17 protein-coding genes are annotated in these 23,201 nt (G+C 68.4%); 14 read left to right on the top strand and 3 right to left on the bottom strand.

The features are described from left to right. Positions 1-15: 15 nt before the first annotated feature. Complete coding sequence (locus tag KXR53_RS11215) at positions 16-1,146, bottom strand: type III PLP-dependent enzyme (RefSeq protein ID WP_437375221.1); 1,131 nt, start codon at positions 1,144-1,146, stop codon at positions 16-18. Between the two features lie 517 nt (positions 1,147-1,663). Between KXR53_RS11215 and KXR53_RS11210 the strand changes: the two genes are divergently transcribed. The 9 genes from KXR53_RS11210 to KXR53_RS11170 all read left to right on the top strand — a co-directional run bounded on the left by KXR53_RS11210 (position 1,664) and on the right by KXR53_RS11170 (position 15,183). Beyond that, positions 1,664-3,751, top strand: coding sequence for a transglycosylase domain-containing protein (locus KXR53_RS11210; protein WP_437375220.1), 2,088 nt, complete (start codon positions 1,664-1,666; stop codon positions 3,749-3,751). 258 nt (positions 3,752-4,009) lie between these two features. Further along, positions 4,010-4,912 carry an alpha/beta fold hydrolase gene (locus KXR53_RS11205; protein ID WP_437375219.1) on the top strand — a complete coding sequence of 301 codons (903 nt, stop codon included), beginning with the start codon at positions 4,010-4,012 and terminating at the stop codon, positions 4,910-4,912. Between the two features lie 53 nt (positions 4,913-4,965). Next, positions 4,966-8,301, top strand: a complete 3,336-nt coding sequence (locus KXR53_RS11200) for an adenylate/guanylate cyclase domain-containing protein (protein ID WP_437375218.1) — start codon at positions 4,966-4,968, stop codon at positions 8,299-8,301. Between the two features lie 70 nt (positions 8,302-8,371). Beyond that, positions 8,372-8,974: a DUF1326 domain-containing protein gene (locus KXR53_RS11195; RefSeq protein WP_437375217.1), complete on the top strand. Its 603-nt coding sequence runs from the start codon at positions 8,372-8,374 to the stop codon at positions 8,972-8,974. Between the two features lie 27 nt (positions 8,975-9,001). Further along, positions 9,002-9,796 carry a DUF2182 domain-containing protein gene (locus KXR53_RS11190; protein ID WP_437375216.1) on the top strand — a complete coding sequence of 265 codons (795 nt, stop codon included), beginning with the start codon at positions 9,002-9,004 and terminating at the stop codon, positions 9,794-9,796. A gap of 178 nt (positions 9,797-9,974) precedes the next feature. Continuing rightward, positions 9,975-10,625: a glutathione S-transferase family protein gene (locus tag KXR53_RS11185; RefSeq protein WP_437375215.1), complete on the top strand. Its 651-nt coding sequence runs from the start codon at positions 9,975-9,977 to the stop codon at positions 10,623-10,625. A 256-nt stretch (positions 10,626-10,881) separates the two neighbouring features. After that, complete coding sequence (locus KXR53_RS11180) at positions 10,882-12,540, top strand: PBSX family phage terminase large subunit (protein ID WP_437375214.1); 1,659 nt, start codon at positions 10,882-10,884, stop codon at positions 12,538-12,540. 689 nt (positions 12,541-13,229) lie between these two features. Next, positions 13,230-14,435 (top strand): ABC transporter substrate-binding protein, encoded by a 1,206-nt coding sequence (locus KXR53_RS11175; RefSeq protein ID WP_437375213.1) that lies wholly within the window; start codon positions 13,230-13,232, stop codon positions 14,433-14,435. Between the two features lie 106 nt (positions 14,436-14,541). Then, on the top strand, positions 14,542-15,183 hold the full coding sequence (locus KXR53_RS11170; protein WP_437375212.1) for a LysE family translocator: 642 nt from the start codon (positions 14,542-14,544) through the stop codon (positions 15,181-15,183). Here KXR53_RS11170 and KXR53_RS11165 read toward each other — a convergent pair. Then, a complete protein-coding gene (locus KXR53_RS11165; RefSeq protein ID WP_437375211.1) occupies positions 15,180-16,052 on the bottom strand; it encodes a LysR substrate-binding domain-containing protein in 873 nt (290 codons plus the stop codon). The two genes, KXR53_RS11170 and KXR53_RS11165, sit on opposite strands and share 4 nt — an antisense overlap. Positions 16,053-16,149: 97 nt before the next feature. Here KXR53_RS11165 and KXR53_RS11160 point away from each other — a divergent pair, with 97 nt between their 5' ends. Beyond that, positions 16,150-17,013, top strand: a complete 864-nt coding sequence (locus tag KXR53_RS11160) for an EamA family transporter (RefSeq protein WP_437375210.1) — start codon at positions 16,150-16,152, stop codon at positions 17,011-17,013. Between the two features lie 446 nt (positions 17,014-17,459). Further along, entirely contained in the window at positions 17,460-19,004 is a 1,545-nt protein-coding gene (locus KXR53_RS11155; protein WP_437375209.1) for an asparagine synthase-related protein, read from the top strand. Positions 19,005-19,112: 108 nt separating this feature from the next. On the opposite strand, the gene xylB is transcribed toward KXR53_RS11155, so the two are convergent. Then, complete coding sequence (gene xylB / locus KXR53_RS11150; RefSeq protein WP_437375208.1) at positions 19,113-20,573, bottom strand: xylulokinase; 1,461 nt, start codon at positions 20,571-20,573, stop codon at positions 19,113-19,115. A 76-nt stretch (positions 20,574-20,649) separates the two neighbouring features. Here xylB and KXR53_RS11145 point away from each other — a divergent pair, with 76 nt between their 5' ends. From KXR53_RS11145 to KXR53_RS11135, 3 genes are read left to right on the top strand one after another with little or no spacing between them, the layout of a single operon-like run. Beyond that, positions 20,650-21,624: a zinc-dependent alcohol dehydrogenase gene (locus KXR53_RS11145; protein ID WP_437375207.1), complete on the top strand. Its 975-nt coding sequence runs from the start codon at positions 20,650-20,652 to the stop codon at positions 21,622-21,624. A gap of 2 nt (positions 21,625-21,626) precedes the next feature. Next, positions 21,627-22,031 (top strand): 6-pyruvoyl trahydropterin synthase family protein, encoded by a 405-nt coding sequence (locus tag KXR53_RS11140; protein WP_437375206.1) that lies wholly within the window; start codon positions 21,627-21,629, stop codon positions 22,029-22,031. After that, on the top strand, positions 22,028-23,086 hold the full coding sequence (locus KXR53_RS11135; RefSeq protein ID WP_437375205.1) for a glycosyltransferase family 4 protein: 1,059 nt from the start codon (positions 22,028-22,030) through the stop codon (positions 23,084-23,086). Before KXR53_RS11140 ends, KXR53_RS11135 begins: the two co-directional genes overlap by 4 nt. Positions 23,087-23,201 lie beyond the last annotated feature (115 nt).

Raw genomic sequence — 23,201 nt, 5'->3', positions numbered from 1 at the left:
CCACCCGTATGAGGTTCAGATGTAGTAGGCCTTGAGGGGCGCGAAGCCGTTGAAGGCGACCGCCGAATAGGTCGTCGTGTAGGCGCCGGTGCCGTGGATCAGCACCTTGTCGCCGATCGCGAGCGAAACCGGCATCGGGTAGGGCGTCTTCTCGTACAGCACGTCGGCGCTGTCGCAGGTCGGGCCGGCCAGGATCGCCGGCTCGGCGGCGTCGCCGTCATGCGCGGTGGTGATCGGGTACCGGATCGCCTCGTCCATCGTCTCGGCCAGGCCGCCGAACTTGCCGATGTCGAGATAGACCCAGCGGGTGTTGTCGTTCGCCGACTTGTTCGAGATCAGCACGACCTCGGTCTGGATCACCCCGGCATTGCCGACCATGCCGCGGCCCGGCTCGATGATGGTCTCGGGCAGGCGGTTGCCGAAATGGTGGCGCAGGCTGGCGTCGATGGCGCGGCCATAGGCCTCCGGCGTCGGCACCTCCTTCAGGTACTTGGTCGGGAAGCCGCCGCCGAGATTGACCATCTTCAGCTCGACGCCCTTGGCCGCCAGGTCGCGGAAGATCGCGGCCGCCGATTCCAGCGCCTGGTCCCAGGCGCCGGTGTCGCGCTGCTGCGAGCCGACATGGAACGACACGCCATAGGGCTCGAGACCCAGCGCCGGGGTCATCGCCAGCAGCTCGCGCGCCATCGACGGCTCGCAGCCGAACTTGCGCGACAGCGGCCATTCGGCGCCCTCGCCCGAGGTCAGGATGCGGCAGAACACGCGGCTGCCCGGCGCGACCTCGGCGATCTTGCGCAGCTCCGCCTCGCTGTCGAAGGCGAACAGGCGCACGCCGAGCGCGTAGGCGGTGGCGATGTCGACCCGCTTCTTGATGGTGTTGCCGAAGGAGATGCGGTCCGGGGTGGCGCCGGCGGCCAGCGCGTCGCGGATCTCGGCGACGCTCGCCGTGTCGAAGCACGAGCCCAGCGAGGCCAGCAGCGACAGGATCTCCGGCGCCGGGTTGGCCTTGACCGCGTAGAAGATGCGGCTGTCGGGCAGCGCCTCGGCCAGGGCCCGGTAGTTGCCGGCGACCACGTCGAGATCGAGCACGAGGCACGGGGTCTCGGGACGTCGCTCTTCCAGGAAGGCGGCGATCTTGGTGTTCATTTCGGGGGGCTCTCCCTCCGGCAGACAGTTCAAACCCAACCGTTGCCTGAGGCGCCCCGCCTCTGCTCACCGGCGACGAAACCCGGCGGCACATGCGGTTCCGGATCGCAGAGACAGGATCGCGGGACGACGCCAAGGGCGCCACCCGGGAACACCATCCAGACAATCACGGAAGAGGAACCCTCTCCGCACATGCAACCGAAAAACTTCTCTTCAACCCAGCCGGCCGAAGCCGGACAGACCGAGGAGACGCGTGACGTCGTTGCTGTGCCCACCTTGGGTCGGTGCTTGGTTCGACCGGGTGGGCCGGGGCACGTGCGAATACGTTCCGAGGCGTCAAATACGGTCGGTGCCCCCCTGATGCAAGTGAAATTTTGTCGATGAAGAATTTATCCCGTCGCCGTGGCGCCACAGCCTCAGGCGATTTCTAAATTCCGCCTTATTCCGTCTTGATATTGCGGGATTCTCGCGAGATAAGTTTCGCATCATGACGACCCGCTCTTCCGGCAGACCTGCCTTGCGCGCGACTGGCGGCCGCACCCGGACGAGCACGTCCACCGGCAAGTCCTCGTCCGGACGCCGCAAGTCGGGTCCGCGGAGTCGCAAGTCCTCGGGCCGCCGGCACTGGCTCTGGGGCGTCGCCAAATGGGGCGCGGTGCTGTCGATCTGGGCCGCGATCGGCCTCGGCGCCGTGGTCGCCTATTTCGCCTACGACCTGCCCGACATCCGCCAGGTGGCGATGCCGGAGCGGCGCACCGCCATCACCGTGGTCGCCGCCGATGGCGGCCAGATCGCCCGCTACGGCGACATGACCGGCGACATGGTGCAGGCCTCGGCCCTGCCGAAGCACCTGGTGAACGCGGTGCTGGCGATCGAGGACCGCCGCTTTTACGGCCATTACGGCATCGACCCGATCGGCGTGGCCCGGGCGCTGTGGGTGAACTGGCAAGCCGGCCGGGCGGTGCAAGGCGGCTCCACCATCACCCAGCAGGCGGCCAAGAACCTGTTCCTGACGCCGGAGCGCACGGTCCGCCGCAAGATCCAGGAGGCGATCCTGGCGGTCTGGCTGGAGATGAACTTCTCCAAGGACCAGATCCTGACCGCCTATCTCAACCGGGTCTATTTCGGCGCCGGCACCTACGGCATCGATGCCGCCGCCCGCGCCTATTTCGGCGTGCCGGCCACCGATGTGAACCTGGAGCAGGCGGCGATCCTGGCCGGCCTCTTGAAGGCGCCGTCGCGCTATTCGCCCGAGCGCGATCCCGAGGCGGCGCGGCAGCGCGCCGACGTGGTGCTGTCGGCCATGGTCGATGCCGGCTTCCTCACCGAAAAGCAGCGCGAGACCGCCGAGGATCAGCCGCCGGTGCCGCCGCGCCGGCCGGGCGGCGGCTCGGGCAGCCGCTACTTCGCCGACTGGATCGCCGACCAGGTGCCGGATTTCGTCAACACCGCTGCCCCGGCCCTCAGGGTGGAGACCACGCTGGTGCCGTCGCTGCAGCGCGCGGCCGAGCGCATCGTCGACGCCCGCATGGCGGAGGACGGCGGCAAGGTCGGGGCCAGCCAGGCGGCCCTGGTGGCGATGCGGCCGGACGGCGCCGTGGTCGCCATGGTCGGCGGCCGCGGCTACAGCCAGAGCCAGTTCAACCGGGCGGTGACGGCGCAACGCCAGCCCGGCTCCTCCTTCAAGATGTTCGCCTATCTGGCAGCGGTGGAGCAGGGGATGACGCCGGACAGCCTGGTGCTGGACGGGCCGATCACGATCAAGAACTGGTCGCCGGGCAATTACGACGGCAAGTTCCACGGCGAGGTGACGGCGCGCGAGGCGCTGGCCAAGTCCTACAACACCGCCGCGGTGCGGGTGCTGCAGCGGGCCGGCATCAACCGGACGATCGAGCTGGCCCGCCGGCTCGGCATCACCTCGCCGCTGCGGCCGGAGCTGTCGCTGGCGCTCGGCACCAGCGAGGTCAACCTCTTGGAGCTGACCGCGGCCTATGCCGCGCTGGCCAACAGCGGCAACGGCGTCTGGCCCTACGGCGTCGAGCGGATCGGCCCGCCGGGCGGCGACCCGATCTACACCCGCTACGGCGGCGGCCCGGGCGAGGCGGTGCTGCCCTGGCATGTCGAGGCGATCAACCGCATGCTGCGCTCGGTCATGACCATCGGCACCGGCCGCAGCGCCCGGCTGGACGACCGGCCCTCGGCGGGCAAGAGCGGCACGAGTCAAGGATACCGCGACGCCTGGTTCATCGGCTTCACCGCCGACTATGTGGTCGGCGTCTGGGTCGGCAATGACGACGGCGCGCCGATGGACAAGGTGACCGGCGGCAGCCTGCCGGCGAAGATCTGGCACGACTTCATGGTCGAGGCCGAGCGCGGCAAGCCGGCCAAGCCGCTCTTGGGCGTCGACGATTCGCTGCCCGCCGCGGTGGCGACGGCGGCGCCGGGCGCCAGCACGCCGGCCGCGATCGCGCCGACCGTCACGCCTCCGGGCGCGCCGAAAGTCCTGGTGCCGTCCGCGGCAACCGCGCCGGCGGTGCAGCCGGCGAAACAAGAGCTGGATCAGGGCGGCCTGGAAGGGCTTCTGAGCAAGCTGGGGAACGGCTGAGGCTCAGGGTCGACCGATTCGGAGCGTTTGGCGGCGCGTGCCGCGGCGCTGAACATCGACCTGCGCGACCTGTTGCGATCGTCCCGGCCGCCGGCGCGGCTCACTCTGCCGGCCCGACGGAAGTACAGCAGCCCGACACCAGATCTGCGCGCCACGAGCGGCTTGAGCCGGCGGCATTCGGGGTTCACTATTTATTCCGTACCCGCAACGATATTGCTCAGAAGAGCGGGTCATGGATCCTTCCAAGGGAGGGAACTCATGGACTTCCGTTCAATCTGCCTGGCATGCGCGCGTATTGGTGCGGTTGTCGCAGCCGGTTCTGCGCTCGCGGCCAACCCCGTTTCGAAGGAGGTCGAAGTCAATGGCGTCATGATGCCTTTTGTCGACCAGGGGGCGGGCGACCCAATCCTCCTTGTCCATGGGGCGGTTTCTGACCTGCGCGCTTGGGAGCCTACCCGCGGAGAAATCGCCGATGAGCACCGCTTCATTGCCATAACCCTGCGCTACTTCGGCACCGGCGACTGGCCGGATGGAGGCGGGAAGTTCAGCGTCGCCACACACGCCAGCGATCTTGCGGCTTTCATCAAGGCGCTTGATGTCGGGCCGGTGCATCTGGTCGGCTGGTCTTATGGCGCCAACGTCGCCACAGCCGCCGCCCTGCAGAACCCCGAGCTTGTCCAAAGCCTCATCCTCTTCGAGCCGGCCCTCACTTCGCTTGTCAAGGAGGGGGAGCCTGGCGACGCGGCGCGGGAGGCACTGGGCAAGATGTTCGGCCCCGTCACTGTCGCCGTGCAACAAGGCGATCTCCAGAAAGCCACAAGGCTGCTGATCGAAGGCGTGTTCCAGTTGCCGCCCGGCGGATTCGACAATCAACCCCAGGACCTTCGGGCGATGCAACTCGACAACGCCAGGACGATGGGCTTGCTGTGGTCCGCTGCGGAGTTCAGGGTGACCTGTGACATGCTGCGGTCGCTTGACCGGCCGACGCTCATCATCCACGGGGCGGAGAGCAATGCCTACTGGCCGCACGTCGCCCAAGCTATGGATGAGTGCCTGCCTCAGGCCGAGATAGGTGTGCAGCCGAACGTCAACCACGACGGCCCGGTGCGCGCCCCCGCTGGCTTCGCCGCCATCGTAGAAGACTTCGTCGTGAAGCACTGATCGAGGAAGCGCCCGCGTTTGCGACTGCGCGTTTTTGCTGAAGGGGACGTCACGTGGACGTCGGCGTCTGGCTGCGGGAGCTCGGGCTCGGCCAATACGAGCAGCTCTTCCGCGACAACGCGATCGATGCGGAGATCCTGTCCGAGCTGACGGACAGCGACCTCGAAGGGCTCGGTGTGCTCCTGGGGCATCGCAAGAAGTTGCTCAAGGCGATCGCCGCGCTGCGCGAGGCCGCCATGCCGCCGGGGACGGCTGCGGCCGCCCCGATGATGCAGGCAACGGCCACTGCGGAGCGCCGCCAGCTGACGGTGATGTTCATCGATCTGGTCGGCTCCACCGCGCTGTCGGCGCGCCTCGACCCCGAAGTGATGCGCGAGGTGATGCGCGCCTATCAGAATGCCGCGGTGGACGAGCTGGTCCGCTTCGATGGCCATGTCGCGAAGTTCATGGGCGACGGGATCGTCGCCTACTTCGGCTGGCCGAAGGCGCATGAGGACGAAGCGGAGCGTGCCGTGCGCGCGGCTCTGAGAATCCTGGACGCGGTCGGGCGCCTCGCAACGCCATCGGGGGAAGCGCTTGCGGCGCGGATCGGCATCGCCACCGGTGTGGTCGTCGTGGGCGACCTGATCGGTGAGGGAGCGGCCCAGGAGGAGGCGGTCATCGGCGAAACTCCGAATCTCGCTGCTCGCCTTCAGTCTCTCGCGGCCCCCGATGAGGTGATCATCAGCGACGGCACGCGGCGCCTTCTCGGCGGTTTGTTCGAGTTCGAGGATCTGGGCGAACAGTCGCTCAAGGGCCTGGCCACGCCGGTCAGGGCCTTCCGCGTGCTCGGGCCCGGACAATCCGAGAGCCGGTTCGAGGCGTTCCACGGCCGGGGACCGGAACCGCTCGTTGGCCGTACCGCAGAACTGTCTCTGCTGCTCGACCGCTGGCAGCGGGCGAGGGCCGGCGAGGGGCAAGTGGTCTTCCTCAGCGGCGAGCCCGGCATCGGCAAGTCGCGGATCGTGCTGGCGCTGCGCGAACGGCTGGCCGAGGAACCGTTCACGCCGCTGAGCCATTTCTGCTCACCCTACCGAATGAACAGCGCGCTCTTTCCCGTGATCGGGCTGCTCGAAAGGGCAGCAGGATTCGGCCGCAACGATACATCGGACGAGAAGCTCGCCAAGATCCGCAACCTCCTCGCCCCATACACTCGGGATGTCGAAGAGGCCGCGGCTCTGGTTGCGGAGATGCTCTCCCTGCCCGTCGACGGACTCCCGGATCTCTCGCCCGAAAGACAAAAGCAGCGTACCTTCGAAATCCTGCTGGAACAGTTTCAAGGGCTCTGCAGGCAGCAACCGGTCCTCGCCGTCTATGAGGACGCGCACTGGATCGATCCGTCCACGGCCGAGTTCCTGGGACTCATCATCGAGCGCACGCAGCACCTGCGGGCACTGGTGGTGGTCACCTTCCGTCCCGAATTCAACCCACCCTGGACCGGGCATGCGCATGTCACGTCGCTGTCCCTCTCCCGGCTTGTCCGCGCCGACGTCGTGGCGATGGTGAATCGTCTGACAGACGGAAAGGCCCTGCCGACCGACGTCCTCAAGCAGATCTCCGACAAGACCGACGGCGTCCCGCTGTTCATCGAGGAACTGACCAAGGCGGTCCTCGAATCCGGCCTGCTGCGGGATGCCGGCGATCACTTCGAGCTCAACGGCATCCTGCCCGCGATGGCCATTCCGTCCACGCTGCAGGACTCGCTCATGGCCCGGCTCGACCGCCTCGCGCCCGTCAAGGAGTTGGCACAGGTGGCTTCCTGCATCGGCCGGGAATTCGACCATGACCTGCTGGCCGCGGTCTCGCCGCTGCAGGGGGCCGCGCTCGATGACGGGCTCGCCAGGCTCATCCAGTCCGATCTCGTCATCCGGCGCGGCCTGCCGCCTCACGCGACCTATGTCTTCAAGCATGCGCTCATCCAGGATGCCGCCTACGCGACCCTGCTGAGAAGCCGCCGGGCGCTGATCCACGGCCAGATTGCCGCGGCTCTCGAGGCGCGTTTCCCTGAGCTTGTCGACCGGCAGCCTGAACTTCTGGCCCGCCATCTGACGGAAGCCGGTCTGACCGAGAAGGCTGCCGATTGGTGGCTTCGGGCCGGGCAGCTCGCGAGCGCCCGATCCGCATACAAGGAGGCGATCGCTCATCTGACCAAGGCGCTGGCGATGATCGAGACGTTGGCGCCGACGGAGGAGCGGTTCCGCCGCGAACTCGAGGTGCAGAGCGCCCTGTGTCCGCCTCTGATCGCCACCAAGGGCTTCGCCGCGCCCGAGGTGGGCGACGCCTGTGCCAGAGCCGAGCGGCTGGCCCGCCAGCTCGGGCGTCAGGACCACCTTGCTGTCGCGCTGCGAGGCCTGTGCTATGTCGTTCACGTCCGTGGAGATCTGAGGCGCACGCGCGAGCTCGGCGCCGAACTCCTTGGTCTGGAGGAGCAGAGCGACGATCCCGTTCTTCAGGCCGACGCCCACAACGCCTCGGCCTTCACCCTGTTCCACCTGGGTGAGCACGCCTCCGCCCGCGACCATCTGGAAACCGCCCGCTCAAAGATCGAGGCCGTGGGCGATCCGGCCCGGGCTTTCTCGCGCGGCGTCAACATCTATATCTTCGGACGCGCCTATGCCGCTCATGTTGAGTGGCATCTCGGCTATCCCGATCGGGCCCTGTCCATCGGCCGGGAGATGGTTGGGTTCGCGCAGCAGCTCGACCATCCATTCAGCCTCGCGGTGGCGCTCAACTATGCCGCGATGCTGCATCAATTCCGTCGGGAACCCTCGGAGACACGCGATCTCGCCAATGCAGCCCTGGCGGTCTGCACCGAGTACGAATTCGCCTATTACCGCGCCTGGGCTACCGTCCTGCTCGGCTGGGCGACGGCCGAGCAGGGCGATCTCGAGCAGGGCATCCTTGGGATCCAGGACGGCGTGCAGGACTTGCGCAACACCGGGGCTGGACTCCGGCTGCCATATTATCTGTGCCTTCTGGCCGGGCTTTATCATCAAGCCCGTCGGGACGGCGAAGCGTCCCGCACGCTTTCGGAAGCGATGGACATCGTCGAGCGCAACGATGAGCACTGGGTGGACGCCAATCTTCATCTTCTGAGGAGCACGTTGCTGGCGGCCGATCAGCCAGAAGCGGCTGTGGATTGCTGCCGTCGGGCCATCGAGATCGCGCGAGGCCAAGGCGCCCGACCGCTCGTGCTCCGCGCCACGGCGCAGCTTGTCCGGCTGTCTGCGGACCCGCAATCGCGTGTGTGGGCATACGACCAGCTCGCGCAGGCCCATGGCTGGTTCACCGAGGGATTCGATACACCCGATCTCCAGGAGGCTCGGACGCTGCTCGACGCCGGTCCATAGTCGCCTGCGGCCGCCCATGCTACTCTTCAATCTTCAGGGAGGAGGCCTCGCGAGCAGCGAGGGTCAGATCATGGGATATTATCTCAAAGGTGATCTGCTCGAAGTCTGCGACTGCAAAACCCTGTGCCCCTGCTGGATCGGTGAGGATCCGGACAATGGAACGTGCCGCAGCGCGCTTGCCTACCGCATCGAGGAGGGCGAGGTGGACGGCGTCGATGTGTCCGGCCTCAACTTCGGTGTCGCGGTCCACATCCCGGGCAATGTGCTTTCAGGCAATTGGCGGGTGATCCGGTACGTGGACGACCGCGCTTCGCCCGAGCAGGAGAGGGCGCTTCTCGATGTGTTCCGAGGCAAGCTGGGCGGCCCGCTCGCCGACCTTGCCGCCCTCGCGGGCGAGGAGGTGGCGGCACGGCGCACACCGATCAGCTTCACCGTCGAGCAGGGCAAGGGGACGCTGCGGATCGGCGAGCACATCCAGGCCGAGATGGAGCCCTATCGCGGCCCGACCGGCGAGCCGACGCGCCTGGTCGAAAGCATCTTCTCGACCATCCCCGGATCACCCGCCTACGTCGCCAAAGCCACCCGCTTCCGCATGGAGCAACCCGAGATCGACGTGGATCTGGATCTGAGCGGCCACAACGCCATTCAAGGTCATTTCGAACTCCGCAACTGACCAGAGCGGTCGCATCGGGCGCATGGCATGCGCGAGACCAAGCATGATCGGGCGTTTATCGGCCTGTTCAGCGCGCTTGTCGTGCTTGCATGGGTGACGCTGGCCGTCTGGTCGCAATCACCCTATGGGCGCTATCTCGACCATGGTAACTGGACGCGTCTCGGGCTCGTCGGCGCCCTATGCGAGGCATTGCCGGCCGGCGACATCGTGTTGCCGGCCGTGCTCTACATCGCCGGCTGGGTGCTGATGACGGCAGCCATGATGGTGCCGACGACGCTCCCCTTCCTCCTGCTCTTCCGGCGGATCGCAACCCGGCATCGACGCCCGCGGATCCTCCTGGCCTTGCTCGTCGCCGGCTACCTTCTGGTCTGGGCGGGCGTCGGCCTGACCACTCACCTCCTGGGACTCGGGCTCATCGCCCTCGTGCGGCAGTCGGTCTGGCTCACCTTCAACGGCTGGGTGATCGGCGCCGCCGTTCTCGCCTTGGCGGGTCTCTTCCAGTTCTCGAGCCTCAAATATCGCTGCCTTGACGCATGCCGGACACCGGCCGGCTTCATCGCCGCCCGCTGGCGCGGCTCCCGACCGCAACTCGAAAGCCTGCGGCTCGGCCTCGCGCACGGCGCCTTCTGTGCCGGCTGCTGCTGGGCGCTGATGACGGTGATGTTCGTCGTCGGCACCGGCAGCGTCGGCTGGATGCTGGCGCTCGCCGCGGTGATGGCGATCGAGAAGAACATGCGGTGGGGGCATGCCTTGGCCCAGCCGACCGGGTTCGCGCTGCTGTTCGCTGCCGCGACGCTCGCCATCCCACCCGTCGGTCTCTGAGGCGACTTGCCCCCGATCCGCGATTTCGGTGCGCGATTTCGGTGACCGTGCACGTTTTGGCGGCCTTCCATCCGCTCAACAGCAGCAGGAACTGACCGCGAGGATGATCGCGGGCCTACGGTGTCGGACTCCCGTTCAGCCGATCGTCTTCAAGACAGACAGGCTCTGGAGAACGACGATGACGGCCACGATCACCGCCTTTGAACGCTCGCCCGACCGCGGCAAGGGGCTGGCGCGCGACATGCGCGTTCGCTGGGCGCTCGAAGAAGTGGGCCAGCCTTACGACGTCCGTCTGCTTTCGTTCAAGGCGATGAAGGAACCCGCGCATCTCACGCTGCATCCGTTCGGGCAGATTCCGACCTATGAAGACGGCGATCTCGCCCTGTTCGAGTCGGGGGCGATCGTGCTCCATATCGCCGAGCGCTACGGGGGCCTGCTGCCGGACGACGCGAATGCCCGGGCGCGCGCGATCGCGTGGATGTTCGCCGCGCTCGACGCGGTGGAGCCGCCGATCTTCGACCGCGCCCTCGCCAGGATCCTCGAGCGCGAGGAGCCCTGGTACGAGCAGCGCCTGCGCTTCCTCGAGGACAGCATCCGGACACGGCTGGGCCACCTGTCCCGTCGCCTCGGCGATGCCGACTGGCTCGACGGCACGTTCAGCGCCGGCGACCTGCTGATGGTGACGGTGCTGCGCCGGCTGCAGGGATCGGACCTACTGGAGGAATACCCGAACGTCGCCGCCTATGTCGCCCGCGGCGAAGCGCGGCCCGCCTACAAGCGTGCCTTCGCCGCCCAGCTGGCGGTGTTCACGGGCGCATCGGCCGGCTGACGAAGGCCGCTCCGAGCTCGAACGGCTTGGCCGGACGCTGGATCAGGCACAGGCCGGCGTTGGTCCTGGCCGCGGCAACCCCCTCCCCCTGCCCCCTCCCGCGAGGGGAGGGGGAACTCATTTTGCTTTCGGCCGACATCGCATGTTCCCTCTTTGTTCTTGACGTGATGCCGCGTCGCGCGCCATAATTCAGGCAGAGTCGAACAGTTGCGCCCGCCCGGCCCCGCCGCGGCGGGCTTTTTCGTGGGAGGCCGGCATGGAGGATGTCATCGCATGGGCGGTGGAGGTTCAGCCGGACGAGCGGCTGTTCGCCCTGCGCTTCACGCGGCACGGCAACGCCGGCCTCGCCGCCCTCGAGGTCGGCTATGCGGAGTCCAATCACCGCTCCCGAGCGTCCCGCCTGCTGGCCCGAGCCGAGATCCTGGTCGCGTGCTTCGAGGAGGTCGAGAAGCGGCGGCGAGACGGACTCCTTCCGCTTCCCGCCGTGCGGCGCAAGCTGACCAATCTGGCCGCGCGGGCCCTTGGGCGCCGCCCCGCCACCCATCGGTCCGCCGCCGCCATGCCCAATCTGGAGCAGGCGTTCGGGGAGTTCCGACACCACCACGGGTTCGAAGATGGGGAGCCGGCCGGAGACGCGCCGCTGCCGAAGGAGGGGGCCCGATCGGCGGCCGAAACGCCTGCGGGCCTGCCGGCCGCGCCCGCCCTGCCGCGGCTGAGGCTGCCGCCGACCTTCCGGGACCTCAGGAAGCCGTCGCGCTACAAGGCGCTGCATGGCGGCCGCGGCTCGGGCAAGTCGCATGTCTTCGCCGAGCTGCTGGTGCGGCGCTGCATCGAGGCGGCGCCGGTGCGGGCGGTGTGCATCCGCGAGGTGCAGCGCTCGCTCGACCAGTCGGTCAAGCGGCTGATCGAGGACAAGATCCAGGCCCTCGGCGTCGGCGCCGCCTTCCGGGTGCAGGCCGACCGGATTCTTGGTCCGGGGGACGGCCGGATCATCTTCCAGGGCATGCAGAACCACACCGCCGAGAGCATCAAGTCGCTGGAGGGCTACGACATCGCCTGGGTCGAGGAGGCGCAGTCGCTGTCGCAGCGGAGCCTGGAGCTGCTGCGCCCGACCATCCGCAAGAAGGGGTCGGAGCTGTGGTTCTCCTGGAACCCGACCCGGCCGGACGACCCGGTCGATGCGCTGTTCCGCGGCGGCCCGGCGCCGCCCGACACCGTGCTGATCGAGGCCAACTATGCGGCCAACCCGCATTTCCCGAAGGTGCTGCAGGCCGAGATGGAATGGGACCGCGAGCGCGACCCGGACAAGTACCAGCATGTCTGGCTGGGCGGCTATCGGCGGGTGAGCGAGGCGCGGGTGTTCGCCAACTGGCGGGTCGAGGCGTTCGCGACGCCGGGCAACGCCCAGTTCCTGTTCGGCGCCGACTGGGGCTTCGCCCGCGACCCGACGGTGCTGGTGCGCTGCTTCCTCAATGGCCGGACGCTGTTCGTCGACCACGAGGCCTACCGCGTCGGCTGCGAGATCGACCGCACGCCGGCGCTGTTCGACACCGTGCCGGAGGCGCGGCGCTGGCCGATCGTCGCCGACGGCGCCCGGCCGGAGACGATCAGCTACATGCAGCGGCACGGCTTCCCCAAGCTGCGGCCGGCGGTCAAGGGCGGCGGCTCGGTCAAGGAGGGCATCGAGTTCCTGAAGAGCTGCGACATCCTGGTGCATCCGCGCTGCCGCCACCTGATCGACGAGCTGGCGCTGTTCAGCTACCGCACCGACCCGAAGACCGGCGAGATCCTGCCCGAGCTGGAGGACCGCGAGAACCACGCCATCGACGCCCTGCGCTATGCCCTCGAGGGGCAGCGGAAGCAGTACGGCACCTATGACCACACGCTGAAATGGGTGGGGACGGGGTTGTGGTGAGCGGGCGGGGGCCGCAGGGAAGGCGAAGGAAGCCGATCATTTTCGCGTCGCCTCTCCCGCTTGCGAGACCTTTTCAAAATAGCTGGAGCCCGCTCCTTTCTAGTCCCCCCCTCCCCTTGCGGGAGGGGGGCAGGGGGAGGGGTCTGCGCGCGTCCGCGCGCGAATGCGCAGAGAGCCGAATTCGCCGTCCGGGCCGGTTGGCGACTGTCCAGGCCGGACCGGGCCGAGAGAACCCCCTCCCCCTATCCCCCTCCCGCGAGGGGAGGGGGGACTCATTTTTCTCCCGGTCGATGTCGTTGCGGGTCTCCACGACGACCCAAGAAACATTCTGAAAAGGTCTTGCTTGCGGGGCCTCTTTTCAGACTTCCCCGATCTGTCATCCCCGCGAAAGCAGGGATCTCGCACCGCTTATACCAACGGCCTTCGAGATCGACTCTTCGGCCTTTTTCGTCATCGCGAGGCGCGAAGCGCCGTGGCGATCCAGGGGCCGGTGCCGCTGGATGGCCACGCCCCTTCGGGGCTCGCCATGACGGGGTAACATTTCGGGCCGTTGGTATCAGATCGGACAGAGATTCCCGCTTCCGCGGGAATGACGACAAAGGATGGGCGGCCCCAAACCCCGGCCTTGCTTGTCGATCGGACAGACTTCCTGTCATCATCCCCGGCAACGAAAACACATGGGGGAGACGATGAAGCTTCACGTCCTGGCGCTGGGCCTGCTGAGTGCCGGCCTGCTGGCCTCCGCAGGGGCCGAAGCCCAGACGACGGTCAAGGTCGGGGTGATGAACGACCGGTCCGGCGTCTATGCCGACATCACCGGCGAGGGCTCGGTGGTGGCGGCGCGGATGGCGGCGGAGGATTTCGCCGCGGTCGACAAGGGGGTGACGGTCGAGATCGTCGCGGCCGACCACCAGAACAAGCCGGATATCGGCTCGAACATCGCCCGGCAGTGGTACGACCAGGACGGGGTCGACGCGATCCTCGACGTGCCGACCTCCTCGGTCGCGCTGGCGGTGAACCAGATCACCCGCGACAAGAACAGGATCTTCATCAATTCCGGCGCCGGCACCTCGGACCTGACCGGCACGCAATGCTCGCCCAACACGGTGCACTGGACCTACGACACCTGGGCCCTGGCCCACGGCACCGCCAGCGCGCTGGTGGGGGAGGGCGACGACACCTGGTTCTTCATCACCGCCGATTACGCCTTCGGCCATGCGCTGGAGCGCGACGCCAGCGCCCTGGTCAAGGCCCAGGGCGGCACGGTCGCCGGCTCGGTCCGCCACCCGTTCCCGGGGCAGGACTTCGCTTCCTTCCTGCTGCAGGCGCAGGCGTCGGGGGCCAAGGTGGTGGCCTTCGCCAATGCCGGCGGCGACACCATCAACGCGATCAAGCAGTCGGCCGAGTTCGGGCTGCAGGCCGGCGGGCAGAAGCTGGCCGGGCTGCTGACCACGATCCGGGACGTCAAGACGCTGGGCCTGGATGCGGCGCAGGGCCTCTTGCTGACCGAGGCTTTCTACTGGGACATGAATGACGGCACCCGGGCCTTCTCCAAGCGCTTCGCCGAGCGCATGGGCGGCAACCCGCCCAGCATGATCCAGGCCGGCGTCTATGCCGCGCTGACGCACTACCTGAAGGCGGTCTCGGCGACCAAGGGCAAGGACCCGGCCGCGGTGATGGCCTGGATGAAGGCCAACCCCAGCGACGACCCGCTGTTCGGCCAGGGCCGGATCCGCGCCGATGGCCGCCACATCCACCCGATGTACCTGTTCCAGGTCAAGGCGCCGGGCGAGGCCAAGGGCGACTGGGACCTGTACACCCTGCGCGCCACGATCCCGGCCGACCAGGCCTTCCGGCCCGAGGCCGAAGGGGGCTGCCCGCTGGTGAAAGGCTGAGGGGGCCGCCCCGGCCGGCAAATCTTGCCCCGAGAGCAATGTTCCGATTGCCCGGCGGCGGGGCGGCCGCGATGCTCGGCCTCGTCGTATGCCGAAGGTCCCGTCGATGATCGTCAGCCCCACCGGCCTGGCCGGCCTTGCCCTGATCGCGCTCGGCATGGTCTGCACCCCCGGGCCGAACATGATCTATCTGCTGTCGCGCTCGATTTTGCAGGGCCGGCTGGCCGGGGTGATCTCGCTGGCCGGCGTGGTGCTCGGCTTCCTCTGCTACATGCTGGCGACCGCGCTCGGCCTCACCGCCCTGATGCTGGCGGTGCCGCTCGCCTATGAGGCGATCAAGCTGGCCGGGGCCGGCTACCTGCTGTGGCTGGCCTGGACCTCGGTGCGGCCCGGCGCCGGCTCGGCGCTGCAGCCGCGGCGCGACCTCAAGGTCGACCGCCCGGCCAAGCTGTTCGCCATGGGCTTTCTCACCAGCCTGCTGAACCCGAAGATCGCGATCTTCTACGTCTCGCTGCTGCCGCAATTCATCGACCCGGAGCGCGGCCGGGTGCTGGCGCAAAGCCTGGTGCTGGGCGCCACCCAGGTGGCGATCAGCTTCACCGTCAACCTGCTGATCGTGCTGGCCGCCGGCGGCATCGCCGCATGGTTCGCGGCGCGGCCGACCTGGCTGCAGCTGCAGCGCTGGGTGATGGGCGGCCTGCTGGCCGGTTTCGCCGTCCGCCTCGCCTTCGACAAGCGGCCGGTTTAAGCGAGCGCCAGCCCCTCCAGCTCCGCGGCCAGGAAGTCCTGCAGCGACTGCACCGCCGCCGGGTTCTCCCCCGCCACCGTCGTCCGGTACAGGCCGAAATCCGCCCGCGGCGCCGGCGGCAGCCCCTCCGCCGCGCCGATCACCCGCATCGCCTCCCGGATATGGCCGTCGAGCAGCACCGAGACGCCGAGCCCGGCCTCCACCGCCGCCTGGATCGCCGGCGTGCTGCTGCTGGTGCAGACGATGCGCCAGGCCAGGCCGGCCCCGTCCAGCGCCGACAGCACCCGCTCCTGCCAGACGCAGGTCGGGGCGAAGGACACCAGCGGCACCGGATCCGTGAGGTCGATGTCGAAGCTCCGCGCGGCCACCCAGTGCAGCGGCCGGTGCCAGCGCGCCAGCGGCACGGCCGGGATCAGGTTGGGGTCGCCGACCGCGAGGTCGAGGCCGCCGCCGCGCAGCCGCCGGTCCAGCTCCTGGCTGCCGTCCACCACCAGCTCCAGCCGCACCCGCGGATAGGCCTGGGAGAAGCGGGCGAGGGCGCGCGGCAGCCGGCCGACCGCGACATCCTCGAGCAGGCCGAGCCGGACGGTGCCGGCGACCTGCCGCCCGGCCAGCACCCGCCGCGCCTCCTCACTGGCCCCCAGCGCGCGATGGGCATAGCGCAGCAGGGTCTCGCCGGCCTCGGTCAGGCGGATGCCGCGCGGCGACCGGTCCAGCAGGCGCTGGCCGACATCCTCCTCCAGCCGGCGCAGCTGCATGCTGACCGCCGCCTGGGTGCGCGCCAGCCGCTCGGCGGCGCCGCTGACGCTGCGCGTCTCGACCACGGTGGCGAAGGCGCGCAGCAGGCCGATATCGAGATCCCTGATCATAACGATCCCTTATGTCGATATCACGTGTATCAGGATACGTGAACACCATGGGTTTCGCTATAGTGCGGATCCCGCAACGACCGGACGGCCCGACAGAATGGCGACCGATTCCGAGACCAGCCCGGGCACGACCGCAGGGATCGCCGTCGCCGCCCTGATGGCGGTCGGCTCGATGACCTCGGTCCAGCTCGGCGCCGCCCTGGCGACCCCGACGCTGGAGAGCTTCGGTCCGATGGGCACGACCTGGCTGCGCCTCGCCTGGGCGGCGGTGCTGCTGGCCCTCCTGACCCGGCCGAAGATCCTGTCCTACAGCCGGGGCCAGTGGCTGGCTACGGGCCTGCTGGGCGCGGCGATGGCCGGCATGACCCTGTGCTACTTCCAAGCGGTGCTGCGCATCCCGCTGGGCCTGGCCACGGCGATCGACTTCCTCGGCCCGCTCGGGGTCGCCGCCTTCGGCATGCGCCGCGTCTGGCATGCCGTCTGGCCGGTCCTGGCACTGGTCGGCGTGGTGCTGCTGGTGCATGACGGGACGGACTGGACGGTCGACCTGGTCGGGGCCGGCTTCGCCCTCGGCGCCGCCTGCGGCTGGGCCGCCTATATCGTGCTGATGAAGCGGGTCGGCCAGTCGTTCCAGGGGCTGCAGGGCCTGACCATGTCCCTGGTCGTCGCCGCGCTGGTGGCGACGCCCTGGGGGCTGGCGGAGAATGGCGGCCACATCCCGCTGCCGGTCCTCGGGATCACCATCGGCTTGGCCATCCTGGTGCCGCTGCTGCCCTATGCGCTGGAGATGATGGCGCTGCGGCGGATGCCGACCCGGCCCTTCGGCATCCTGATGAGCGCGGAGCCGGCGATCGGCACGCTGATCGGCTTCGCCGTGCTCGGCCAGGCGCTCAGCCCGGCCCAGCTCGCCGGCATCGCCCTGGTCGTGATCGCCAGCCTCGGCGCGGTGGCGGGGGAGTAGACGGACCAGAGGTCTTTTGAAGGATCAGGGAGAGTCTCCCGAGGATCCGCGGCCGGCGCTTGCTCGCATTCGCACATCAGGCACAGATCGCGGATGGTCCGACACAGCAGACGGCGCATCCGCTGGCGGATCCATCAATGGATCCTCTGCCACTGACCGAATGGAGTAGCCGATTTCTCAAGGTCAAATTTGAAGCAAAGTTGCCGATGTCTTATAATAATCTATCCTGATTATTGGGGTATGGACTGCCCGTCTATCGAGACAGAGCTTCGATCACTCGGCGCGGACAGGAGGTCGGCCAGGGAAACCGAACAGCATTGCGGCTCTGATACCAGCAACACGCCGCAATTTCGACGCCTGATGACCAGATGGACTGTTGCGATCGCTGGCCGCCACAGACGTGACCGATCAATCGGCCCTTACATATGCATAGGGGAGAGACCGAGATGATCACAGAGCTTGCAAGCAGAGGGACTCTGCTGCCGACGGGTGTCCATCTGCATGAGAAGCAGGGTGAAACGGAAGTGTCGGTTCCACTGACTGCGACAGAGCAGTGGTATTACAGGATGGCCGATGGATCCGTTTCGATAAGCGATGACTTGCGAAGTCTATATGCTCCTGGCGACGAGCTGGACGAAGCCGCCATTTATTCGTACCTGCAGTTCGGTGCGGTTGTTCCTCCTTTCAGCCCTTGGAAAGGAATTCGTAGATTCGTTCCAGGGACTGTCACGGCTGTTTCCAATGCCGGCGCGCCAAAAATTCGCACCCAATTCTCCCTGAGGCCTTTTCCCAAGACCTCTCCCCCGCCGAACTTCGATCGCCAAATCTCGGAAGTCGTATCAACGCTGGATCGGGTTCTGCTCGAGCATTGCGCGGGACGGCCGGTCACGATTCTGTTCAGCGGTGGGATCGACTCGGGACTCCTCGCAGCCAGAGCATCGGTTCTCGGGCTGAAGGATGTCACCCTTGTCAACTACTGTTTCGGTCCGAATGACTCGGAGTCGATGCTGGCGGAGCAAATGGCCCGTCACCTTGGACTGAGGTTCGTGCGGATAGAAGAGGAAAGGGACGGCTCCGATGTCGCCGATGTGCTGCAGCATGCCGGCCTTTACTATCGAACTCTCTTCAGTGATCACTCGGCGGTTCCGACCTGCGCATTGGTTCGTGCGGTCATCTCGGAGTGTGATTCGAGCGGGATTGTTCTCGAGGGGACAGGAGCAGACGGAGGTTTCGGGAAATTCGACAGGGCCGTGCAATGGCAGCGTCTCCATTCATTGCCGGTTTGGGGGCGGAGACTCGGCGCTATAGCATATCGGATGACCAAGGCCTGGAGGCGTGACAGTAAGGTTGAATATTGGTTGAGGCTTCTTCGCCGATCGGATCAATGGCAGTACCCATTTGCTACCTTTGCTCAAAATGCTCTGCTTGGAATTGCCTATCACCCCTCAAAAGACATCATTGATTCCATTGAAGAACATCTGGTTCAATGGTTGTCTCATATGTCTTCGCCTGACCCTCGCCTGCGGCTGGTGGCTGTCGGCCTCACGCTGCTCGATGCTTCGATCGTCGCGCAAAAATCAAGATCGCTATTCAACGAAGCATCATTAGAGGTCGTCTATCCCTTCATTCTGCCGGACATAATCAGTGTCGCAGTGGCATCAGGTGATTGGCCCGGATCTGAAAAAGAGCCGAAATGGATCTTGAAGGCGGCGCTGGCGCAGCACGTTCCTGCCACGATGGTGTATAGGGCCAAGGGTGCATTCATGGCCTCGATGCCCGACAAGTTCTGGCAAAAGGCCTTCCTGACGGCGTTCGACAAATTGCTGGACCCGCAGTCGCCGATGGGCCGCTTTGTCGACCGAAAATTCCTCCTTGGCATTCGACCGATGCTAGTGGCGAAACAGCGGCTGCCAGCACAAACCGAGAGGTTCATATGGGGCGCCGTGTTCGGCAACGAGTGGATCGAGCAGGTCTCGACGGGTCGGTTCTGAGCTCCTGACGGCCCGGGGTTAGGGCCTAGACCCGCCCAGCTTCACGGCGGAACCGGGCGCCGCACTCGGCGCCGTCGCACTATTCCTTCTCCATTTTCCCATCGTCCGTCACCCCCTCCAGGCCGGCTTCAGCATCGGGTACAGGGCGCGGAAGCGCCGATACTTCTCGGCATATCTCTCCGCCAGCGCCGCATCCGGCTCGACCACATGCGCGGTCTGCGGCCGGGTGCAGACGGCCTCCGGCGCCTCGTCCGTCGAAGCCAGGCGGCCGAGGCGGGCAGCGCCGAAGGCGGGGCCCAGCTCGCCGCCCGCGGGGTAGTGCAGCGGCCGGTTCAGTGCCGCCGCCAGGATCCGGCCCCAGAATTGCGACCGCGCGCCGCCGCCGATCACCGCGACCTCGCCGATCGCGGTGCCCGCCGCTGTCAGCGCCGCCTGGCCGTCGGCGAAGGCGAAGGCCACGCCCTCCAGCAGGGCCCGGACCAGCTGCGGCCGTCCGGTCGCATGGGTCAGGCCGATGAAGACGCCCGTCGCCGTCGGGTCGTTGTGCGGCGTGCGCTCGCCGGACAGATATGGCAGGAACAAGAGGTCGCCGATATCCGGATCGGCGACCTCGGCTTCGGCCAGCAGCTCCGGCTCGGTGCCGCCCAAGAGGCGGGCCAGCCAGGACAGGGCCGAGGCGGCGCTGAGCACCACGGACATGCGGTGCCAGGTGCCGGGCAGGCAGTGGCAGAAGGCGTGCACCGCCTGGGCCGGGTTCGGCGCGAAGCCGGCATCGGCGACGAACAGCACGCCCGAGGTGCCGAGCGACAGGAAGGCGTCGCCCGGCCGGATCACCCCGACCCCGGCGGCCCCGGCAGCGTTATCGCCGGCCCCGCCGGCCACCACTGCATCGGCCGGCACGCCCCAGGCGGCGGCGACCTCCGGCCGCAGCGTGCCGGTCGGCCGGCTGCCCTCGAACAGCTCCGGCATGGCGGACAGCGGCAACCCTGTCGCCGCCAGCATCGCCCCGGACCAGCGCCGGGCGCCGACATCGAGCCACAGCGTGCCGGCGGCATCCGACATCTCCGACGCGGCCATGCCGGTCATGCGCAGGCGCAGATAGTCCTTCGGCAGCAGCACCCGGCGGGTGCGGGCGAAGGCTTCGGGCTCATGCGCCGCCACCCACAGCAGCTTCGGCGCGGTGAAGCCAGGCATCGCCAGGTTGCCGGTGATCGTGCGCGAGCGCGGCTCGCGCCGCTCCAGCTCCGCGCATTCGGCGCCGGCGCGGCCGTCGTTCCACAGGATCGCCGGGCGAATCGGGCGATCGGCGGCGTCCAGCAGCGTGGCACCGTGCATCTGGCCGGACAGGCCGATGCCGCACACGCCGGACAGGGCCTGGGCGTGCCGGGCCTTGAGCGCGACCACGGCCTGGTCGGTGGCGTGCCACCACTCCTCCGGGTCCTGCTCGCTCCACAGCGGATGGGGGCGGGAGACGGAGAGCGGCACCGCCTCCTGGTCGACCACGCGCTGGTCGCCGTCGACCAGCACCACCTTGACCCCCGAGGTCCCCAGATCGATCCCGAGAAACATGCGCGTCCTCCCGATTCCGCTCCCAAGCTAAGGAACCCACTGGCCGGAGACAATGCGCCGGCTTATCCATGGGCCCATGGATGCACGCGCCCTCTGGATCCTGAAGCCGGGCCAGGCCCGGATCGGCACCGAGACCCTGCCCGAGCCGAGGCCCGACGAGGTGCGGGTCCGCGCCCGCTTCGGCGCGATCAGCCGCGGCACCGAGGCGCTGGTGTTCCAAGGCCGGGTGCCGCCGAGCCAATACCAGGCGATGCGGGCGCCGTTCCAGGCCGGCGCGTTTCCGGGGCCGGTGAAATACGGCTACATCAATGTCGGCCGGGTCGAGGCCGGGCCGGAGCCGCTGCTGGGCCGCGATGTTTTCTGCCTCTATCCGCACCAGACGGCCTATGTCGTGCCGGCGGCGGCGGTGACGCCGCTGCCCGAGGGTCTGCCGCCGGAGCGGGCGGTGCTGGCCGCGAACATGGAGACGGCGCTGAACGTGGCCTGGGACGCGGCGCCGCGGCCGGGCGACCGGGTGGCCGTGGTCGGCGCCGGCGTCGTCGGCTGCCTCGTCGCCCGGCTGGCCGGACGGATCCCGGGCTGCGCCGTGACCCTGGTCGACACCGATCCCGGCCGGCAGGCGGTCGCCGCGGCGCTCGGGGTCGGCTTCGCCGCGCCGGAGGACGCGCCGAGCGACCAGGATCTGGTGATCCATGCCAGCGGCAGCCCGAAGGGGGCGGCGACCGCGCTCGGCCTTGCCGGGGTCGAGGCCACGGTGGTGGAGGCCAGCTGGTACGGCGACGCCACGGTGCCGCTGCCGCTGGGCGAGGCCTTCCATGCGAAGCGCCTGACCCTGCGCTCCTCCCAGGTCGGGATGGTGGCGGCGGCGCAGCGGCCGCGCTGGGGCCATGCCCGGCGCATGAGGAAGGCGCTGGAGCTGCTGCTGGACCCGGCGCTGGACGGGCTGTTCACCGGCGACTGCGGTTTCGACGAGCTGCCCGAGGTGCTGGCCCGGCTGGCGGCCGACCCCGCCGGCGCGCTGTGCCAGCGCATCCGCTATCCGGAGGAATGAGCATGTACACGGTGTCGGTTCGCGATCACTTCATGATCGCCCACAGCTTCCGGGGCGCGGTGTTCGGCCCGGCGCAGCGGCTGCACGGCGCCACTTATGTGGTCGACTTGGCCTTCCGCCGGGCGGAGCTGGACGCCGACGGCATCGTCGTCGACATCGGCTTGGCTTCGGCGGCGTTGAAAGCGGTGATGGACGAGCTGAACTACCGCAATCTCGACGACGAGCCGGCCTTCGCCGGGCGCAACACCACGACCGAGGTGCTGGCCCGCACCATCTTCGACCGCGTTGCCGCCAAGATCGCCGCCGGCGAGCTGGGGCCGGGCGCCGCCGGGATCGAGAGCCTGGCCGTGACCCTGCACGAGTCGCATGTCGCCTGGGCCTCGTACGAGGGCCGGCTGACGCGATGAGCATCGCCTTCCTGCTGCCGGGCGACCCGGAGTCGCGCACCGGCGGGTACATCTACGACAAGCGCATCATCGAAGGTCTGCGGGGGCTCGGCCGGCGGGTGGCGCTGTGCCGGCTGGGGGATGGCTTCCCCTTTCCGAGCGAGGCCGAGGCGGCAGAGGCCGCCGTGGTGCTGCGGGATCTGCCGGACAACGCCCTGACTGTGGTCGACGGGCTGGCCTTCAGTGTGCTGCCGCAGCAGATGGCGGCCGAAGCCGCGCGGCTGCGGCTGGTGGCGCTGATCCATCATCCGCTGGCCTTCGAGCAGGGCTTGAGCGCGGCGCAGCGGCAGGCGCTGGAGACCAGTGAACGTCAGGCGCTGGCGGCGGCGCGGCGGGTGATCGTCACCAGCCCGGGCACCGCCCGTGACCTGCATCGCTACGGCGTCGAGGCGGCGCGCATCGGTGTGGTCCTGCCCGGCACCGACCCGACCCTGCCGGCGCAGGGCTCGGGCGAGGCGGCGCCGGTGCTGCTCTGCGTCGCCACGCTGACGCCGCGCAAGGGCTATCTCGATCTCGTCGCCGCCCTGCAGCGCCTGGCCGGGCTGCCGTGGCGGCTGGTCTGCGCCGGCAGCCTGGAGCGCGACGCGCCGCACGCCAGGGCGGTGCTAGCGGCGGTGGAGCGCGCCGGCCTCTCCGATCGCATCCGTTTCATCGGCGAGATCGACGAGCCGGCGCTGCTGCAGCACTACGAACGCGCCGACCTGTTCGTGCTGCCCTCGCATCATGAGGGCTACGGCATGGCGCTGGCCGAGGCCTCGGCGCGCGGCCTGCCGATCGTCAGCACGACCGGCGGCGCGATCCCGGACACGGTGCCGCCCGATGCCGGAATCCTGGTGCCGCCGGGCGATGTCGACGCGTTGACCGAGGCGCTGCGCCGGCTGCTGGCCGATCCGGGCGCAAGGCTGCGGATGCGCGAGGCCGGCCTGGCGGCACGCGCCCGCCTGCCCGGCTGGCCGGCCCAGGCCGCGGCCTTCGCGCATGAGCTGGATCTCGTGGGTGATCCCAGAGGCCGTTGAGATCGGCTCTCCGGCCCTTTCCGTCATGGCGAGGCGCGCAGCGCCGTGGCCATCCAGGACGCGGTGTCGCTGGATGGCCACGCCCCTTCGGGGCTCGCCATGACGGCTCTTGGGG

Origin of the sequence: Inquilinus limosus (genome assembly GCF_051487185.1) — a bacterium.
Lineage (GTDB): Bacteria > Pseudomonadota > Alphaproteobacteria > DSM-16000 > Inquilinaceae > Inquilinus > Inquilinus limosus_F.
This window is presented reverse-complemented; position numbering and strand designations above follow the sequence as displayed.